We start from the raw sequence: 18,492 nt of genomic DNA, 5'->3' as shown, positions 1-18,492 counted from the left end.
CCGACACACTTAAATAACAGCCAGATAAATCATCTCTAACCGCTGATGTTATAACCCGCCTGATAGATCAAGGTAGTTTCCGGTAGAGAATGATGATTTCTCGGATGCTAACCAGTAAATAGCTTCTGCGACTTCTTCAGGCTCTCCACCTCTTTGCAGAGGGATTTTACTCTTCAACCTTTCTATACGTTCTGGCTCACCACCATCAGCATGCATATCGGTATGAATTAACCCCGGACGTACACAGTTTACACGGATCCCTTCGGCTGCTACTTCTAATGATAACCCTTTAGTTAAGGTATCAATTGCCCCTTTTGATGCTGCGTAATCAATATATTCATTTGGTGATCCGGTACGTGCCGCACCAGAAGATACATTAACAATTACGCCGCCATTACCACCATGACGAGTAGACATACGCTTCACAGCTTCTCTACTACAAATAAAATAACTAGTAACGTTGTTGAACAGTATTTCGTTAATTCGATCTGCCGTCATCTCTTCTAATCGTGATTGCTGTTTTAATATTCCAGCATTATTAACAAGAACCGATATCGCGCCTAATTCCTTATCAACAGTCGAGAACATACGAATAACGTCAGCTTCGTTAGAAACATCTGCTTGAACCGTAATACACCGGCCACCTTCAGCAATGATCCCTTGGGCAAGTGTATTCGCCGTCTCTGAGTTCGATTTATAATTGATACAAACGGCATAGCCTTCTTTGGCAAATAACTTGGCTGCTGCAGCGCCAATTCCTCTCCCACCACCTGTAATTACAACTACTTTTTGAGCGCGCATTGATCTTCCTTTCTTATATTTGCCATGCACTTCTACGCACATAAGATGAAAAATAGAGCCATTCATTTATCTCATGTCCGATTCTGTACTGGCTTTACTTCTTTATACAAATATCTGCTCCTGATCTCACGATGCTTTATCTCAACTAAACGCATCGCTTTTAAAAGCAGATAATCCACCCTACAACGCCTCATTTCACACGTAATATGTTTGTTATAATTTTATTTCCTATTGTGAACCAAATTAACATTTTGTAACTTTATTTCATAATTAAATCAATTATGAACACATTAATTGCCTGTGAGCATGTAAATAAATACTTTTAGTAACTTAAGGATTCATTGAGGGGATGTTGTTGAAAGTTTATAAGCAAAGAAGGTAGGTATTTTCAAGACAATCACAGTTAATACAAGCGTAGCTTAAGCATGATTTAGGCTCTATTTTATACTTTCACCTGTATGTATTGATCTATTGAGTACCGCCTAGATACTGAAGAGATCCTTAAACATCACAAGATAAAACACCACCGCTATCACTCCTAATAGCCAAGCTAATACAATAAAAACGATGCCCAAATACATCACTTTCTCGCTAACGAACTTAGAGATCAACTTTACAGAAAGATGAGAAGAAACGATAAAACCAGAAGCGACTATCAGCAAAACAACATTGATGAGAGGATGGCTAAGACTCTCACCATGAAGCAACATATAAGTACCAATCGTACCCGCAAAAGACAGTACGGGTATCAGATATAAAATCAGAAATATCGCTGCAGTACTCACATTTACTCCATCTTGGTATAGGCGCGAAGACAAGTTGCCTGCCGTTTACCTTAAAACAGCACCTTACGCACCTAGCATTGCAAGGTAAACGTGCTACAACGATATATACACATAGTCGTGCGTTGAATCGCACTAGACACAAACTAATTCAACATATTCGGAACAATAATTTGAATTAGCTTCCTAGAAATAGCCTAAATATTAGTTTTTATCCAAACCAATAAACCCAGCAGCAATATCTTTAAGTAAGCTTTCTAACTGCTCTGCAAATAAAATAGTGACACCATCAGTATTCTAGAAGTCCTCAGGATGATCGTCTTTTGAACATTGGGTCACAATTACGTATTTATCAATAATCGTGAAATTCTCATTATTCCAATGATCCGCTTTTTGAATTTGTTTTATCGCCCCATCACTCATTAACCCACGATAATCTTTTACCTGAATGGCAATGCCATAACTCTTACCGAGCAAACCCGGCAATGTAATAAGAATATCGGTTCCATGCTCTTTCTCTAAAATTCCACCCGTACGCTCTACTAAAATCGGTTCAGGTAAAATTTTTCGGATACCTTCAACTAATGCATATTCCCATTCTTCATTAGAGAATTACTCATTCATTTGTCGGTAGAAATTTGTATAGAAATCCGATTCATTCGATAATATCAAGGATTACTATTAACGTAGTGTTGTCATCAATATATAAACTGTATATTCAAAGTTTACTTTAATAACTACAGCCATGAGCTAACTAATATTATATTTGTAAAATCAGCTTGAACGATACTAATACCACACATGTCATTCAGCACTTCACTGTTGTTCATGAATAACTTCCAATCAGTTGGACACGGCTAAGTTTTATCAAAACCAATGTAGATTAAAGTCTGAGTAATGTTATTTAGTAGCAGAAAATATACAAAGGCTTTAAAGAAACCACTATTATACCCTGCCGTTTCTACGTTCTTTTATTGTAGAATAGAAAGATAAAATAAGCGGGTTTGATAAGAGGTTTAGAAACAAAGCGATCTTAGAGATCGCTTTTAAAAATTAAAGAGTATAAATATAGCTAATTATTAAATTTTATAAGCTTATAAATATAGAGTTTATATCTCTTTCTTCATCCGATTATTTATAATTTTTTCAGATTCTTTTATTAGGCCTTTAACTTTAAATATAAAGTCATCTTCTAAGCATGAATATTTATCATTATATTTCAATAAAGATATTAAATATGAACGATAACCTATAATCTTATTATTTATTTGCGCGCAGCAATAATTATTCAAAAATTCAACTTTAGGTTTCCTTCTGAACTTTATTCTAAAAGGGTCTATACTAAATACAACTTTAAAAATATCAAGATCACTTTTATCAGTATTACACTCGTAAATTAGTTTAGAGATTTTTTTCGTTTTTTTATTTGATATTCTTATTTTCCCATCTATGTAAGGATAATTAGATCCTGATATTAAATATCCATTTAACCCTAGATGTTTTTTTGATCTGACTGTTTTTTTACTATTTATTCTAAAACCATCAATATTTACTATAAATGATATTTGTTCAAGAAATCTATCTGAGTGTAGAAAATTATTTTTTTCTTTCTTCTTAAATAAATCATCAAACACTGATTTCTCTTGGTATTTATCATTTCTTAGATCGGAGCTTGAAAACAACATATCATCAGCATAACGAGTATAGATAATATTATGTTCAAAACAAAACCTTTCTATCAATATATCTAATTTTCTAAATATAATATTAGATACTACTGGCGAGGATTTAAACCCGATAGGTAAAATTGATTTACCTATAAAATCGGTATTCTTTGATGTTTCAGGTAGTTTTATTGTTAAAACATTAACAATAAAATCTAGATTTGATTGACGACATCCACTGATTATTGGCTTTGAGGATACATGATCTTTTAGGGAATCTTTAATAATTTCTCTATTAATAAAATGAAAAAAGTTTTTTAGATCAACTCTAAGAAAATAGAAATTATTTCTATGCGGTTCTAAAAAATCCAAATATGATTTATTCTTAGTATAAGCAGTAGCTGCTTGGTTTACGGGAATTCGACAAAATAATGTCTCATTAAGATTTTCGTGTAATTTATTGATTAATTCACTTTCTGAACCAACCAACTTATAAATATACTTATTTCCCACCCGTGTTTCTATAACATGAGATGAAGGGAGCGAGATTAACCCGCTCTCTTCATTGAAAAAAGTACACTGTTTAAGCAATGATAGCGTAAAACTATTAGCTGTGTAATTTTTCATTTTGATTCCATAATTGATACTAATTCATCTTTTCACGAACTTGTCGTGCATTAAAAGTACATCTGCGAGGGATGCACAGATTAAGACAATGTTGAGACTAGGATATAAAGATATCAGCATTGCAAGCACTGCTTCTCTAATCTATCGAATCTGAAATCGTCTTAAGTATATCATGTAGATGCGGAAAAGTTAAAGCAAAAACTCTCTTGAATTCTTGTTCATCTTTCGAGCTATTTTCTATCTCACTAATCGCAAAATTTAAAAAAGATGTTACCCAGCCACCTGTTTTACCAAGTTGTATCGGAAGTTTTTTTAAGCATTGCTCTTTTATACTTTCTACAGCATTTCTTATGTCGTCATTTATAGCTAACTCATACGATTTACTCTTTTGACTACATAAAGTATGGGTTTTTCCATCTAAAGCAAGACGCAAAATTGTAACTTGATCTGTACGACTTAAATCAATATTTTTTTGATAAAACTGCTTAAGTAATTTTTTCAAATTTAATATAAGAACGATTTTTATAAACTCTTTATTTTCAGGAGATAATTCACCTTTGTATTCCTTCGATGTGAAAATTCGCCCATAAACATGATCAATATTTTCTTTTTTAAAACTTCTCCTAAATCCATCAAGTTTCTTATTTACATCACCTCTACCATCAATCATTAAATCACCTTCAACTAAATCTTTAGTCTGGTTAATTAGCCACTTTATGGCAATTTTACGAGATTGACTACAAAGTAGAGTCTCTTCAATTGTAGATGGAGCAATATAAATTCGATCTGTTTTTAATAAAACCCCATTACAAAATCTTATAAAATTCAAGTATGGAAACTTTGAAAATTCAGTACCTTTTTTATTAATTAAAAATTTTGATTCATTAAGATTGACAATATTTTCTAAACTTTTCTTTATTGCGTAATTCTGAGATATAAAACATGTATATTTGTACCTCTTTAGAATTTCGAAGAGATTTACTTCTTTTTGCTTTATAATAAAAGACTTTTCAGTAAAATCATAATTGATCATTTTATCAGCATCATAAATATTCAAATATGGAGTTGGAGATTTTGATGCTTTTGGATTAATAGAACGTAGAATTACCTCATTTGTTTTATATACATCTATCTTATTTAAATAATCAAACTTATCTATTAGACTCATATTACCAAATAATTCTAATTCCGTTTCCCCTTCTACAAAGAGTATAAAATCACTAAAATATAAGCGAGCTTCATTATCACTAAAAATATTTAAAAAACGTTTATCTTTAAAATTAGTATTAAGTAATGATACATTTGTTTTTTTATCTGAATTAAGACTAAAATGATAAATATTATGCTCGTTATGACCTCTAAATAACTTAATGACAGACTTTAATATATTAGGCGAATGTGTTGTCATTAGCACTGTAGGATAAGGTGTTGCGTATTTACCTAATTCTTTCTTATCAGTATGTTTTTTTAAACTTTTATATAGATTATGAATATTAAAAATTAGCTTTTCATTTAGCTTTGGATGTAATCCCAATTCGGGTTCGTCTATATATACGATCGGTGTAATAAATTCACGTCTAGTTAAAGTTATTATTAAAGAAATAAACAACTCAATAAATTTATGTGAATTTGTACCATCTGATTGTGTAGTTAACTCAAAACCATCTATATTAAACTTATGGCCACTCAATCCTACTTTTATATAATTTAAAACAAGATCTTGATAATTATAAGGCGATGCATTTGTTAACTCACTTATAATTTTGACATATTCTTTATATGAATTACTATTGTTAGATACTTTTTCGTCAAAAAAATCTATAATTTGCTCAGTATTTAATGCTCTAGCATTAATAAATTTAAGACGACTGACAGTACTCCATAACTTATCCCAATCATATAAATCTATTCTTCTCGTATCTACAAAGAATAACGGATATATTCTATTAATTATTTTTCTTACATTTTTATCTTTATCTGACCAACTAACAGAACCATTTCTATTTACAGTTAATGTAAGGGTGAAGTTTTTCCTGATTATTCGACTAGAAACCAAGTTAAAACTGTCATCTTTGAACAAAGAACTATATATATGTTTTTGATAAATACTCTTATTTTTTCTTGATTTTACAACTTCTTCAAGTCTAGTTGTATCATATGATATCGATATTGTTCCGATACTCGAATAATTAGAGTTTAAAGGTAACGGAATAACAGACTCATTATTCAAATGCGCATAGAAAAACTGAAGAACTTTAAGAAAGTTTGATTTACCTACATTATTTTTACCAATGATACAATTAAAATCACTAAAATCAGTGACAATGCAATCATTAAAAGATAGGATATTCTTAATTCTAACTGATGATAATGCCATTATAGATTGACCCATGAATTACACCCAGTAAAGATACTCCAAAAACTACTGATTTCAAAGGGATTTCATTATAAATATTTATTTTGCATTACTTATTAAATGAACAAGATAAATTTCATTTAAACTATCACCATTATAAAAAAACATATTGAGAAATACTAAATTAACAACTTCTTATAATTAATTTATAACCTGCAGAGCTACTTCAAATAACTATCCAGCTTTTCCGTATACAACTCATACCCTTCGAATTAATCTTTCAACCAATCATGTTTGTTATAAACCGTTAATACGGCGGATATAACGATTAGCAGATGTAATGCTTTATTCGATGAGCTGGCGCGAATACGTTCGATAACAAACAAAAATGGGAATTTCGCCCCACATATCTCAACACTACCATTAATTTATCCGCCTCTCGCCTTGCCTATTTGCCCTTAAATACGGGATACTTAAAGTTATGCGTGCTTAGGGTTTTACTCTGAAGCGTTTAACGACTTAAATACAATAAACTGCTGAATTTATAAGCGGTTTTAACAACAAGCCATTGCTTAGATAAAGAGTAATAATAACAACCGTAATGGCTATGGATGATTTATGAACGATAAGAACCAAGCAACACTTTATTGGATTGACTACGAGACGTTTGGCGCAAGCCCTGCCAATGATCGTCCTTGCCAGTTTGCGGGTGTCCGTACTGATATGGACATGAACATTATTGGTGAGCCACTCGTTATTTACTGTAAACCACCAGCAGATTACTTACCGTCACCTGAAGCGTGTTTAATCACGGGTATTACACCGCAAGAAGCGATGGAAAAAGGTTTATCAGAGCCTGAGTTTATTGAAGCCATTCATGCTGAACTGTCAAAACCCAATACATGTGTCATTGGTTACAACAACGTTCGTTTTGATGATGAAGTAACGCGCTACACCTTATACCGCAACTTCTTCGACCCATACGGTTGGGCGTGGCAAAATGGTAACTCGCGTTGGGATTTATTAGATATTATGCGTACTTGTTACGCATTACGCCCAGAGGGTGTCAACTGGCCGCTTGATGATGAAGATCGTCCTAGCTTTAAGCTTGAAAAGCTCTCTATTGCTAATGGCATTGAACACGCTAATGCTCACGATGCAATGGCCGATGTTTACGCGACAATAGAGCTGGCAAAAATCATTAAAACGAATCAACCTAAGTTGTTTGATTACCTGTTTGATTTACGTCACAAACGCAAGCTACAAGAATTAATCGATATTGTTAACTTAACACCGTTAGTGCATATCTCTGGCATGTTTGGTACTGATTGTGGCAATACGAGTTGGATTGTGCCTGTGGCATGGCACCCTGATAATAAGAACGCTGTAATTACAGTGAACCTCGCGCTTGATCCTACCCCATTAATTGAGCTTGATGCCGACCAACTGCGTGAGCGTTTATATACCAAGCGTGTTGATTTAGCGCCAGATGAATTACCTGTGCCCGTTAAAGAAGTGCATTTGAATAAGTGCCCTGTTCTTGCTCCAGCTAAAACATTAAAAGCTGAAGATGCCGCGCGTTTAGGGATTGATAGAGAGCAATGTTTAAAGAACCTTGCCTTGATTAAGCAGCACCCTGAAATTCGTGAAAAGTTAATCGAAATGTTTAGTGTTAAACGTGAATATGCAGCCAACGATAATGTTGATGCGATGCTTTACGATGGGTTCTTTTCAACAGCTGATCGTTCGACTATGGATATTATCCGTGAAACAGCACCCGATCAGTTAGCTTCACTTGAAATCAATGTCGATGACAAACGTATTAAGCCGTTGTTATTCCGCTATCGTGCCCGTAACTTCCCAATGACGTTAAGTTATGAAGAGCAAGTACGCTGGAAGCATCATTGTCAGGATTTCTTTGAAATGAATATGCCAAAGTATATGGAAAACTTTGAGGCTGTCGCCTATGAGCATGAATCTGACGAAAATAAGATGAAAGTTTTAAAATCTCTCTATGACTATGTTTCTAAATTGGTTTAAACCTTTTTATTAATACGATAGCGATAAATGAAGCCTATTACGTGATTTTCTTTTTGAATGTCGCGAATAGGCTTCTTTTTTTTAAGATTATTATGTAGTGATTTATTTGATGATTACGCCATTAACGCTAACAATTAAAGACAACAATAAAGCGGTTTACTGATTTGAGTTTATTAATAACGGAATAGCGATTATTGATACCGTTACGTTCGAGATCTATTAAACGGTAGGTGTGCACTATGACAACGCAAACCTTATTGAAATGTTATAGCTACGACAACATAGATTTTTTTCCTGAAAAGCATCTATTAATATGGAAAGACCATACGCAAACGTTATTAACGCGAGAGGAATCTCGGTTATTGGAAGTGTTATGTCTCTTTGCTGGTGAAGTGATTGGGGCTGATTCACTTTACCGTAAAACATTTACGTCATTAGATGCGTTTGAAGAAACCAGTGATCACAATTATGACTTGAACTTACTGCTGGTATCACTCACAGGTAAGTTACAATGTAACGGAGTAATGGCGATACCTATCCATGTTGTGCCTCACTATGGCTTTCGTGTGCCGCTTCCGACGAAAACATCACGTCGACTGCCTTTTACTACTCGTCCTTGCCCTAATGCTACCCCCTCTAAAAAAAAGCCATTGTTATTTAATAAAGCATGGTTTAAGTATGTGGTAATCGATTTTATTTGGCTAAAAGTTACGATTCTTTTAACACTCGCTGCGCTCATTGGTCTAATTTTGTGGTATTAATCACCAATAAATATCTCACTATCTATATTTTCTTATCAATTATCTAAATGACGCTCTTTTTTGTGTGACAAATAGCGCATTTATTTGTATGATGAATCAAATTCTCTAGCATTACCCTTTTTACTATGGATTACATTCGATCTTTTGCCATTGTTATGTTTTGCTTTTTACTTGGTCAAGGCATACAACATCTGACTCATTTGCCGATCCCTGGCAGTATTATTGGCTTGTTTTTACTGTTCTTTGGCCTTGTTACTGGCATATGCAAAACAAAATGGGTCGATAAAACCTGTAATTTACTCATCAAACATATGGCATTGCTATTCGTGCCTGTTGGGGTTGGCTTAATGAACTACCTCGGTTTAATTGAGCACAATGCAACTATCATCTTTGCGAGCACATTAGGCAGCACATTAATTGTATTGCTTGTGATCGGCCTTGCGCTTCACCATAAGGAAAAAGAGTCATGATCTGGTTAGTTGCAACGCTAGTGGTATTTTACAGCATGCGCTATTTAGCGATAAAAATTCGTAATCCGCTATTTAATCCACTACTCATTTCGCTGATTATTTTAATTGCTGCACTGCGTTGGTTACAGGTGCCGTATGAAACCTACTTTGCTGATAACGAAATAATTAACTATCTATTAGGCCCTGCTGTTGTGGCATTAGCCTTGCCTTTATATCAGCAACTGCCTTTAATTAAGCGTAAGTGGAAAACTATTTTAAGTGCGTGTTTTGCTGGTAGTATCTTGTCGATGACATTTGGTACCTCCATTGCGTTTTTAATGGGTGCCGATGCTCAACTTGCAGCCAGTATTTTACCTAAATCTATTACTACTCCACTTGCGATGGCAGCTTCTCAGCAAATTGGCGGGATCCCTGCGATTACAGCAGCAATGGTGATTATTGTTGGTCTATTTGGCGCGGTGTTAGGTTACCCAGTGATGAAACTGGTTCGTATTTGCCACCCGTTAGCAAAAGGCTTAACAATTGGTACGGTATCTCATGCTTTAGGCACAGCAAAAGCTGTCGAAGAAGATTACCAAGAAGGGGCATTTAGCTCATTAGCGTTAGTGATCTGTGGGATCATGACAACGTTATTAGCACCTATCATGTTCCCTATTTTAGAACACCTGTTTTTCCACTAAGTTACCCTTACCCCATGCATATGAGCTTAAACACTAATTCTTATTAGTTTTAAGCTCATAATGTTTTGATAACTATTTATTACATGAAAAATTACATTTATATGTGTGAGGTCGCTCTCGATAATGTATGCTGAACTACATTATCATTATTAATGTGATTTAGATCACACTTGATTAATGACAATTAACTTAGAATGTTTCTCCATCAACAATACGGAGTAACACCCCAATGCACGCAAAAGTTATGGATGCATTAGGTCAATTACCTAAAGAGCTTGCATCAGCTTTACGACCAATTATTGAAGATAAAGATTTCGATTCAACAATTAGTCCTGAACAATTCGAACAGTTAGTTTCCCAAACTAATTTATCTGATACTGATCTTCGCCTTGCTCTCCTTCCTGTTGCTGCTGCTTACGCTGTTGTTCCTATTTCTAATTTCTATGTTGGTGCTATTGTTCGTGGTACTTCTGGACGCCTATATTTCGGTGCAAATATGGAATTTGTAGGCGCAAGTATGGCGTGTACGATCCATGCTGAGCAATCTGCAATTAGCCATGCTTGGATCAAAGGTGAAACAGGCATTAAAGACGTAACGATTAACTACAGCCCTTGCGGCCACTGTCGTCAGTTCATGAATGAATTAAATACGGCACAAGATTTAGTTATTCAACTTCCTGAACGTCAGCCAATGACACTGCAACAATACCTGCCTGAATCTTTCGGACCTGCTGATCTTGGTATTAAAGATGCGCTATTAAGCGACATTAATAATGGTATTACGATTGCTGAGCAATCAGAGCTTGCTGTTGCCGCTTGTGATGCAGCCAACCGCTCTCATGCACCGTACTCTAAGAACTTCAGTGGTGTTGCATTAAAAGCTAAAGATGGTCGTGTTTTTGTTGGTATGTATGCTGAAAATGCGGCATTTAACCCAAGCTTACCACCGCTTCAAGTTGCATTGATTAATATGAACATGTCAGGCTACAAGCTATCTGAACTTGTCGAAGCGGCATTAGTAGAAAGCGCAGAAAGCCTAATTAGCCAATTAGCACGCACTCAAGCACTACTAGAAGCGCTAAATCCTGATATTCAAATGACTTATGTTGCTTACTAATCGTTAGTGCGAGCAATATTTGTTGATGTAAAACCGCCATAATAGGCGGTTTTTTATTGCCTAATGCATTCAACTCAATCAGTTATATTGGCTATCTAAAAACAAAAGCGTATTATCTCGCTATGCTTTTTTGACGAAACCAATTTTTAATGTCTGATTCACATACCCCAGTTCATAACCCTGTCCAAGGTGCCGGATGGATGCTTTCCGCAGGTCTTGCCTTTGCGATTGTAAACAGCCTTGCACAATTTCTCAGTATTAAACTCCATGTCTCTTCAACCACTTTTGCGTTGATCCAGTACTTTGTTGCGCTGGTGGCTATGCTGCCATGGCTGAGAACCATGGGTATTCGCCGATCACTAAAGACAAAACAATTCTTCCAACACTGTTTCCGTGTCTTTCTTGCGGTGATTGGTATCCAACTCTGGCTATGGGCACTTGCCTACCCTGTTCCTATTTGGCAAGGTATTGCGCTGCTTATGACTTCACCGTTATTTGCAACTATTGGTTCAGGGGTATTACTGAAAGAGAAAGTGGGCGCAGCACGTTGGTGTGCAACTCTTGCTGGCTTTATTGGTGCAATGATCATTTTAGAGCCGTGGTCTGATTCATTTAGTATTGCTACGTTATTGCCTGTCGGTGCTGCCGTTTTCTGGGCAGGTTATTCTCTGATGGTGAAAAAGCAATCTAATACAGAATCACCAACCACTGTTGTGATGTATTTGCTTATTCTGATCACGCCATTTAACTTGTTACTGGCTCTGCCTGATTTTAATATGCCAACAGGCGGTACGACATGGACATTAATCATTGCCGCTGGCCTGTTAACCGCACTGGCACAATGGGCGATAGCTAAAGCTTATGCCGTGGCTGATGCATCATTTGTACAACCATTCGACCACGCAAAATTACCACTAAACGTGTTAGGTGGTTGGCTTGTATTTGGCTGGGTACCACCGGGTCGTTTATGGTTAGGCGCAGCGATTATTATTGCTTCTGTGGCCTTTATCACCCAGTGGGAAAAGCGCAAATAGCCTAGTAACACCGTAATGTATGAAAGATTCACTAACCGCCTTCTTGGCGGTTTTTTATTATAAGATCTAGAGCCTTTCTAATATTTACTATTAAATTCCATTTAAACCCTGACGCAAACGTTTGCTTAAATAAAAAAACAAGGTATTATCACGCTCAACCAACACTATCCAACATAAATAGTAAGGAATAATAATGTTAGGTACAGCTAATGGTTCAAATGCAACACGTGTTTTACTTTTAGGCTCTGGCGAGCTTGGTAAAGAAGTCGCGATTGAATGCCAACGTTTAGGTATTGAAGTGATTGCCGCGGATCGCTACCCCAACGCGCCTGCAATGCAAGTTGCACATCGTAGCCATGTGATTGATATGCTCGATGGCGACGCGTTAAAACACATTATTGAACTAGAAAAACCCGACTTTGTTGTTCCTGAAATTGAAGCGATTGCCACTGACACGCTTGTCGAATTAGAACAGCAAGGTGTTAACGTTGTACCTACCGCTAATGCGACGAAACTGACAATGAACCGAGAAGGTATTCGTTGCTTAGCCGCTGAGATCTTATCGATTCCTACATCGCCTTATGAATTCGCCGATCAATTTGATGATTTCTCAGCAGCGGTACATCGCGTTGGTATGCCATGTGTCGTGAAGCCGATTATGAGTTCATCAGGTAAAGGTCAAAGTGTGATTAAAACCGAAGCTGATATTGAATCTGCTTGGCAATACGCACAAGAAGGCGGTCGTGCTGGTGCGGGTCGTGTGATCATTGAAGGCTTTGTTGATTTTGATTACGAAATCACCTTATTAACTGTTCGTGCAGTTGATGGCGTGCATTTCTGTGCACCTATTGGTCATCGTCAAGAAGATGGGGATTACCGTGAGTCATGGCAGCCACAGCAAATGTCTGAAGCAGCATTAAAAGCGGCACAGGATGTAGCAGAAAAAGTAGTGAACGCACTTGGCGGTTTTGGTTTATTTGGTGTTGAGCTATTTATTAAAGGCGATACTGTGTTATTCAGTGAAGTCTCCCCTCGCCCACATGATACGGGTATGGTAACGCTTATTTCACAAGAGCTATCAGAATTTGCGCTTCACGTTCGCGCTTTCCTTGGTTTACCCATTCAGCACATCACCCAATATGGCCCATCAGCTTCTGCAGTGATCCTTGCAGAAGGTGTATCATCAAACATCAGTTTCGATAATCTGTTACCTGCACTCTCTCGTCCGCAAACACAAATCAGATTATTTGGTAAACCTGAAATTAATGGTCGTCGTCGTTTAGGTGTCGCGCTTACACGTCGAGAAGATATTGATAGCGCGGTAAATGATGCCGTTAATGCTGCTGGTGATGTTGAAGTAATTTTCGATTAATCACGCTTAACCCAGCATATTACAATTTCTCTATCAGCAAAAAGGCATGGTTTCCACTAATAAGAAACCATGCCTTTATTTTTATTTGTTTTTATAACAACAAGTTACACTTCAATTAGCCATACTTCTTCGGCAAATCGCGATAAACCACGTTGGCGACGAGGATGACTTTCATCGGCATCATCACGTTCTAGATGCGTCACTTTACAACCCGAAAATAATGCTTCAACGTCTGCTTTTGGCAAAGAGAAAGGAGGCCCAGCTAATTCATCTTGTGGGTAGTCTAACGTTACCAACAAAATACGACCGCCAGTTTTAACCAACGACAATAGCTTTTCGACGTACATTTGTCGCATGTCTTCTGGCATTGCAATTAATGCTGCGCGATCATAAACCACATCAACAGGATCGATATTTAGCGTGAAGTAGTCACCTTGGTAAATCGAAATTTCATCAAATTGGTAAAGATGTTGATGACCAACGCCTGTCACTAACGGTGTATACAGGTTTTCTGCAAAAAAGGCTTTAACTGCAATATCACTCAGCTCAACCCCAATCACGTGGTTATGTTTTTGTGCTAACCACACAAGATCTTCCGACTTGCCACACATAGGGACAAACACGCGATCATCACGTTGTGCATTTAACGTCGACCAATGCTTGATCAGTAACGGGTTAACATCTGATAAGTGAAAACCAATTCGATTTTCTGCCCAGCGTGAGTGCCAAAATTCTGCATCCATTTTATGACTCGACTTTTTCTAATTAAAATAATAATGCTGAAATAATAACATATGTCAGTGGCTTTCAAAGAGTGCTAACAGTCGCTTTTTATAACTTCGCAGTGACTGTCAATCTTGCTACCTTTGCGCTTAAAACGGGATAACGCTGCTGACTTCAGAGCGAGCTAAATCGCGTAATAATGTTAAACCTTGTTGTAACCGCTGCTCAGAATTAATAGCCATTAGAGACAAACGGATATGCTTCGGATCGTCGCCATTTGCATTAAAATAACGCCCACTACTGACAATTAACCCTTGGTTTTTTGCTTCCATCACAAAGCGTTCCTGCTGCCAATATTGAGGCAACGGCCACCAGATTTGAAAGCCAGTTTCATTACCATCATGGCTTAAAATATCACGGGCTAGTTGTTGTCTTTTACAGGCAGTTTCACGCTGGTTTTCTGCTAACTCAAAGGCTTCACCACTCTCAATTAGTTGTGTTGCAGCAATATAATTTAGCGGTGACGATAGCCAAATGTTAGCGCGAATAGTGGCTTGTAAAACCGCGATATGTGATTCGGGTACTTTTAAAAAGCCACAGCGCAAAGCAGGACTAAGGGCTTTTGATAAACCTGAAATATGAAAGCTATGCAGTGGAATACGATTACTGATCGCAGCGATAGGATCTGGATTTAAAAAGCCGTAGATATCATCTTCAATTAACCAAATATTATTGCGTTCAATCACTGTTGCAATGGCATCTCGTCTTATTGGCGACATGGTGATACCTGTCGGGTTTTGATGAGATGGCACGACAATAACTAATTTAGGCTTATGTTGAGTGATCACCTGTTGCAAATCATCAGAGCACATCCCCTGCTCATCAAGTTTAACCCCAACCACATGACGACCTGCTGCTTGAGCGATCGCCATAATACCAGGGTAAGTTAAGGCTTCTACCGCGATGGTATCACCAGGCTCTGTTAACGTATGAATAAGTAACGATAAGCCATGCTGTGCGCCGTTCGTCAACAAGGTATTTTTAACACTCCCCCCTTCCAAACCAAACTTTTTCGCCCATGTTACAGCAGCCAAACGGTGGCTTTCATGGCCTGAATGTTCGGTGTAGCCCATTAAATGACAACTGAGGTGATCTGCTGCATTCATCATGGCATCACGCAGTGGAGACAGGTTTTGAGACAAGCAAGGTTGCAAGATAGAAAAGTTAAAATCAGTTTCATCATCAGCCGGTTGAATAACATCGCTTAGTCTTGACGGTGAGCATACAAATGTCCCACGCCCAACAAACGATTCCACGCGCTTTTTATCTACCAGTAACTGATATGCTTTAGCTACCGTCGCTGGTGTGGTGTTTAATTCATCCGCAAGTACACGGTGTGTCGGCAATTTAAACCCTTTCGGATATTCACCATTGTCTATGCGCGCCTCTATTGTTTTTGCTATTTGTTTATATTTAGCGACACTCACAGTCTGATCCTATATTTATCATTATCACCAATCACTTAACTAACTTTAACCAAGTTAGCTAAAAAATGATACCTTAAATAAACAAATTGACATATGTCAATGTAACCCCTAGTGTACTAACCATCATTTGGTAACCATTTGGCTAACGATGAGCACAAATGGATAAAATCTGAAATTACAAAGGTAGTTACAACCTTTAACAACAAACGTTCAGCTCGCCATCGCTTTTAATAAAGACATTGCCTGCTGACAACATATCGCAATGACATAACTCAATTTTACTGTATTTGGTAAGGAGAAACCTATGACAACAAGTATCGCTTTTATTGGTTTGGGTGTAATGGGCTTCCCAATGGCACGTCACCTGTTTAATTCAGGTTTCGACACCACTGTGTATAACCGCACAACCTCTAAAGCACAGCAATGGGCATCGGAGTTTTCAGGACAATACAGTGAAACGCCGCGTGAAGCCGCTCAGAACCGCGATGTAGTTGCGCTTTGTGTTGGTAACGATAATGACGTTCGAAGCGTTGTATTTGGCGCTGACGGCGTTTTAGCTGGCATGAAAGCGGGCTCTACGCTTGTTGATCATACGACGACCTCTGCGGAACTTGCTGAAGAATTGGCGAAAGCATGCTTAGCTCAAGGCGTTAACTTTATTGATGCACCAGTTTCTGGTGGTCAAGCCGGTGCTGAAAATGGTGCGCTGACTATTATGTGCGGTGGCGAACAAGCTGTTTTTGATAGCATATTACCGATTTTAAACAGCTACGCGAAACAAGCGGTATTGGTTGGCGGTTATGGACAAGGTCAACGCTGTAAGATGGTGAATCAAATTTGTATTGCAGGTGTACTGCAAGGATTGAGTGAAGCATTAACGCTGGCACAAAAATCAAACCTTGATATCGAACAAGTCGTCAGCGTTCTAAAGCATGGTGCGGCGGGCTCTTGGCAGATGGAAAATCGCGCTAAAACGATGGCTGAAGATAAATTTGATTTTGGCTTTGCTATTGATTGGATGCGTAAAGATCTGGGCTTTTGTTTAGATGAAGCGAAAAAACACGATCTTGAATTACCACTGACGGACGCAGTGGATAAACGTTATGGCTTATTACAAAACGAAGGGCTAGGCAGAATGGATACATCTGTCTTGATTAAAGCTTTCAATAAAACGGTTTAATTTAATCTAAAACACAATCACTGAGACGAGATAGTGACTTTGTGAAAACCGATATTACATAACGCCAGAAAAGCGAAAGGGATGCACTCGCATCCCCTTCTGCCGACCCCGATAAACATCAAGATCAAAAATCCGTTTTCCAATTCTACATTGGAGTCATGGAATACCGATTGAATCCATTCAGCTTACGAAATTCTGAATAGTTTAATCGAATCACGACGTACTGTTACACCACGGAAAGTTACAGGCTCTAACAACGTCATTAGTTGCTTAGAAACGAAAAACTTACCACCGTAGCTACGATCGCCACCACGATTAACCCAATCAGCAAATTCATCAGCCAGACTGAACATAGAGTTACCGACTAGTAAAACAAGAACTTTAGCAACTTCGCTATCGTTCTGACGGTTAAACTCAGCGTCACGAACTTTTTTACGATATTCGTCGACAATTCTTTCAAGGCACTCAAATCTGCTCATATACACCACCATAAAAATCGAGGCGTGGATACTACTGCTCTAGCCTATTTAAATCAACCCATCGCCTTATGTTTCTTTAAAAAACTGATACTTTTTTTCAATTTGGCAACAAAGATGATGCTATTTATCATTAAAAACACGATTTAATTTCATATTCCCCCTCTAAAAACTTAAATATCATTTCATATGCATGTTTGTATAATGGCAGTATTAGATAGAATCTATTAAGAAATTCAAAACGATGACTATAAACACTAACTTTAAGCTACTAGGTAAATTAAATCGTGAATATTTGACGATTTCAGCAATGATCGAAATTTACTGCTCACATCACCATTACGAAAAATGTAAAAAAGTTAATTTATGTGAAGACTGTGAATCTTTCAAAAGCTACGTAAAACAAAGGTTAGATCGTTGTCCTTATGGTATCAGCAAGCCGACATGTCGACAGTGCCCTATTCATTGCTACAAAGCTCAAGAAAAGGTCAAATCACAAACAATTATGCGTTATTCAGGCCCTAAAATGATGTATAAACATCCAATAATGGCTATTACACACTTAATTAATGATAAAAGAAAAGTTAAAGCGCTAAATCAAGAGATGACTTCAAACAGAAAAGTAAGAAATAGATAATAAACAACAAGTAAAAGTTAAATGAACCGTAAAATATATTTTTAATTTTATATTTCATTCACTTTTAAGTCCGCTTGATGGCTTGGCTACTTTATAATCAGCCTATTTACTGCTGTGTAAAAAACACACACCACTGTAATGACAAGAAATACCGATATAATAAGGAAACTATTGAAAATAGCCCGTATATGCATAAATATTTATTTTAATGACTTTTTATAAACAAAACAGACAATATGTGAATTGCGGTAACAAATGACTAACATTTATTAGTAAAGATGCATG

Annotated in this window: 16 protein-coding genes; 9 read left to right on the top strand and 7 right to left on the bottom strand. The window is 37.0% G+C overall.

Translation table 11 applies throughout. The annotated features are described in order from the left end of the window. Nucleotides 1–48 precede the first annotated feature (48 nt). From BTO08_RS05235 to BTO08_RS05215, 4 genes are all read right to left on the bottom strand, one after another. On the bottom strand, nucleotides 49–801 hold the full coding sequence (locus BTO08_RS05235) for an SDR family oxidoreductase (protein ID WP_045084525.1): 753 nt from the start codon (nucleotides 799–801) through the stop codon (nucleotides 49–51). 482 nt (nucleotides 802–1,283) lie between these two features. Beyond that, nucleotides 1,284–1,586, bottom strand: coding sequence for a hypothetical protein (locus tag BTO08_RS05230; protein ID WP_105060177.1), 303 nt, complete (start codon nucleotides 1,584–1,586; stop codon nucleotides 1,284–1,286). A 1,106-nt stretch (nucleotides 1,587–2,692) separates the two neighbouring features. Next, nucleotides 2,693–3,874 (bottom strand): reverse transcriptase family protein, encoded by a 1,182-nt coding sequence (locus BTO08_RS05220; protein ID WP_105060175.1) that lies wholly within the window; start codon nucleotides 3,872–3,874, stop codon nucleotides 2,693–2,695. 136 nt (nucleotides 3,875–4,010) lie between these two features. Continuing rightward, on the bottom strand, nucleotides 4,011–6,266 hold the full coding sequence (locus BTO08_RS05215) for a retron Eco8 family effector endonuclease (protein ID WP_105060174.1): 2,256 nt from the start codon (nucleotides 6,264–6,266) through the stop codon (nucleotides 4,011–4,013). A gap of 582 nt (nucleotides 6,267–6,848) precedes the next feature. On the opposite strand from BTO08_RS05215, the gene sbcB reads away from it, so the two are divergent. The 7 genes from sbcB (at nucleotide 6,849) to purT (ending at nucleotide 13,704) form a co-directional block, all read left to right on the top strand. Beyond that, nucleotides 6,849–8,270 (top strand): exodeoxyribonuclease I, encoded by a 1,422-nt coding sequence (gene sbcB / locus BTO08_RS05210; protein WP_105060173.1) that lies wholly within the window; start codon nucleotides 6,849–6,851, stop codon nucleotides 8,268–8,270. Between the two features lie 239 nt (nucleotides 8,271–8,509). Then, nucleotides 8,510–9,031 carry a hypothetical protein gene (locus BTO08_RS05205; RefSeq protein ID WP_105060172.1) on the top strand — a complete coding sequence of 174 codons (522 nt, stop codon included), beginning with the start codon at nucleotides 8,510–8,512 and terminating at the stop codon, nucleotides 9,029–9,031. A gap of 125 nt (nucleotides 9,032–9,156) precedes the next feature. Further along, entirely contained in the window at nucleotides 9,157–9,501 is a 345-nt protein-coding gene (locus BTO08_RS05200) for a CidA/LrgA family protein (RefSeq protein ID WP_005367971.1), read from the top strand. Beyond that, entirely contained in the window at nucleotides 9,498–10,181 is a 684-nt protein-coding gene (locus BTO08_RS05195; protein ID WP_005367972.1) for a CidB/LrgB family autolysis modulator, read from the top strand. Before BTO08_RS05200 ends, BTO08_RS05195 begins: the two co-directional genes overlap by 4 nt. A gap of 229 nt (nucleotides 10,182–10,410) precedes the next feature. Next, on the top strand, nucleotides 10,411–11,298 hold the full coding sequence (gene cdd / locus BTO08_RS05190; RefSeq protein WP_005367973.1) for a cytidine deaminase: 888 nt from the start codon (nucleotides 10,411–10,413) through the stop codon (nucleotides 11,296–11,298). A 149-nt stretch (nucleotides 11,299–11,447) separates the two neighbouring features. Next, nucleotides 11,448–12,332 carry a DMT family transporter gene (locus BTO08_RS05185; protein WP_005367974.1) on the top strand — a complete coding sequence of 295 codons (885 nt, stop codon included), beginning with the start codon at nucleotides 11,448–11,450 and terminating at the stop codon, nucleotides 12,330–12,332. A 193-nt stretch (nucleotides 12,333–12,525) separates the two neighbouring features. After that, the gene (gene purT / locus BTO08_RS05180; protein ID WP_105060171.1) at nucleotides 12,526–13,704 is read left to right on the top strand and encodes a formate-dependent phosphoribosylglycinamide formyltransferase; all 1,179 of its coding nucleotides are present in this window, start codon (nucleotides 12,526–12,528) and stop codon (nucleotides 13,702–13,704) included. A gap of 104 nt (nucleotides 13,705–13,808) precedes the next feature. On the opposite strand, the gene BTO08_RS05175 is transcribed toward purT, so the two are convergent. Beyond that, nucleotides 13,809–14,447, bottom strand: coding sequence for a thiopurine S-methyltransferase (locus BTO08_RS05175; protein WP_105060170.1), 639 nt, complete (start codon nucleotides 14,445–14,447; stop codon nucleotides 13,809–13,811). Between the two features lie 129 nt (nucleotides 14,448–14,576). Beyond that, entirely contained in the window at nucleotides 14,577–15,914 is a 1,338-nt protein-coding gene (locus BTO08_RS05170) for a PLP-dependent aminotransferase family protein (protein ID WP_105060169.1), read from the bottom strand. 304 nt (nucleotides 15,915–16,218) lie between these two features. On the opposite strand from BTO08_RS05170, the gene BTO08_RS05165 reads away from it, so the two are divergent. After that, entirely contained in the window at nucleotides 16,219–17,094 is an 876-nt protein-coding gene (locus BTO08_RS05165) for an NAD(P)-dependent oxidoreductase (RefSeq protein WP_005367980.1), read from the top strand. A gap of 185 nt (nucleotides 17,095–17,279) precedes the next feature. On the opposite strand, the gene BTO08_RS05160 is transcribed toward BTO08_RS05165, so the two are convergent. After that, a complete protein-coding gene (locus BTO08_RS05160) occupies nucleotides 17,280–17,573 on the bottom strand; it encodes a hypothetical protein (RefSeq protein WP_005367981.1) in 294 nt (97 codons plus the stop codon). A 241-nt stretch (nucleotides 17,574–17,814) separates the two neighbouring features. Between BTO08_RS05160 and BTO08_RS05155 the strand changes: the two genes are divergently transcribed. Then, on the top strand, nucleotides 17,815–18,207 hold the full coding sequence (locus BTO08_RS05155; protein ID WP_105060168.1) for a nitrous oxide-stimulated promoter family protein: 393 nt from the start codon (nucleotides 17,815–17,817) through the stop codon (nucleotides 18,205–18,207). Nucleotides 18,208–18,492 lie beyond the last annotated feature (285 nt).

Origin of the sequence: Photobacterium angustum (assembly GCF_002954615.1) — a bacterium.
Lineage (GTDB): Bacteria > Pseudomonadota > Gammaproteobacteria > Enterobacterales > Vibrionaceae > Photobacterium > Photobacterium angustum_A.
This window is presented reverse-complemented; position numbering and strand designations above follow the sequence as displayed.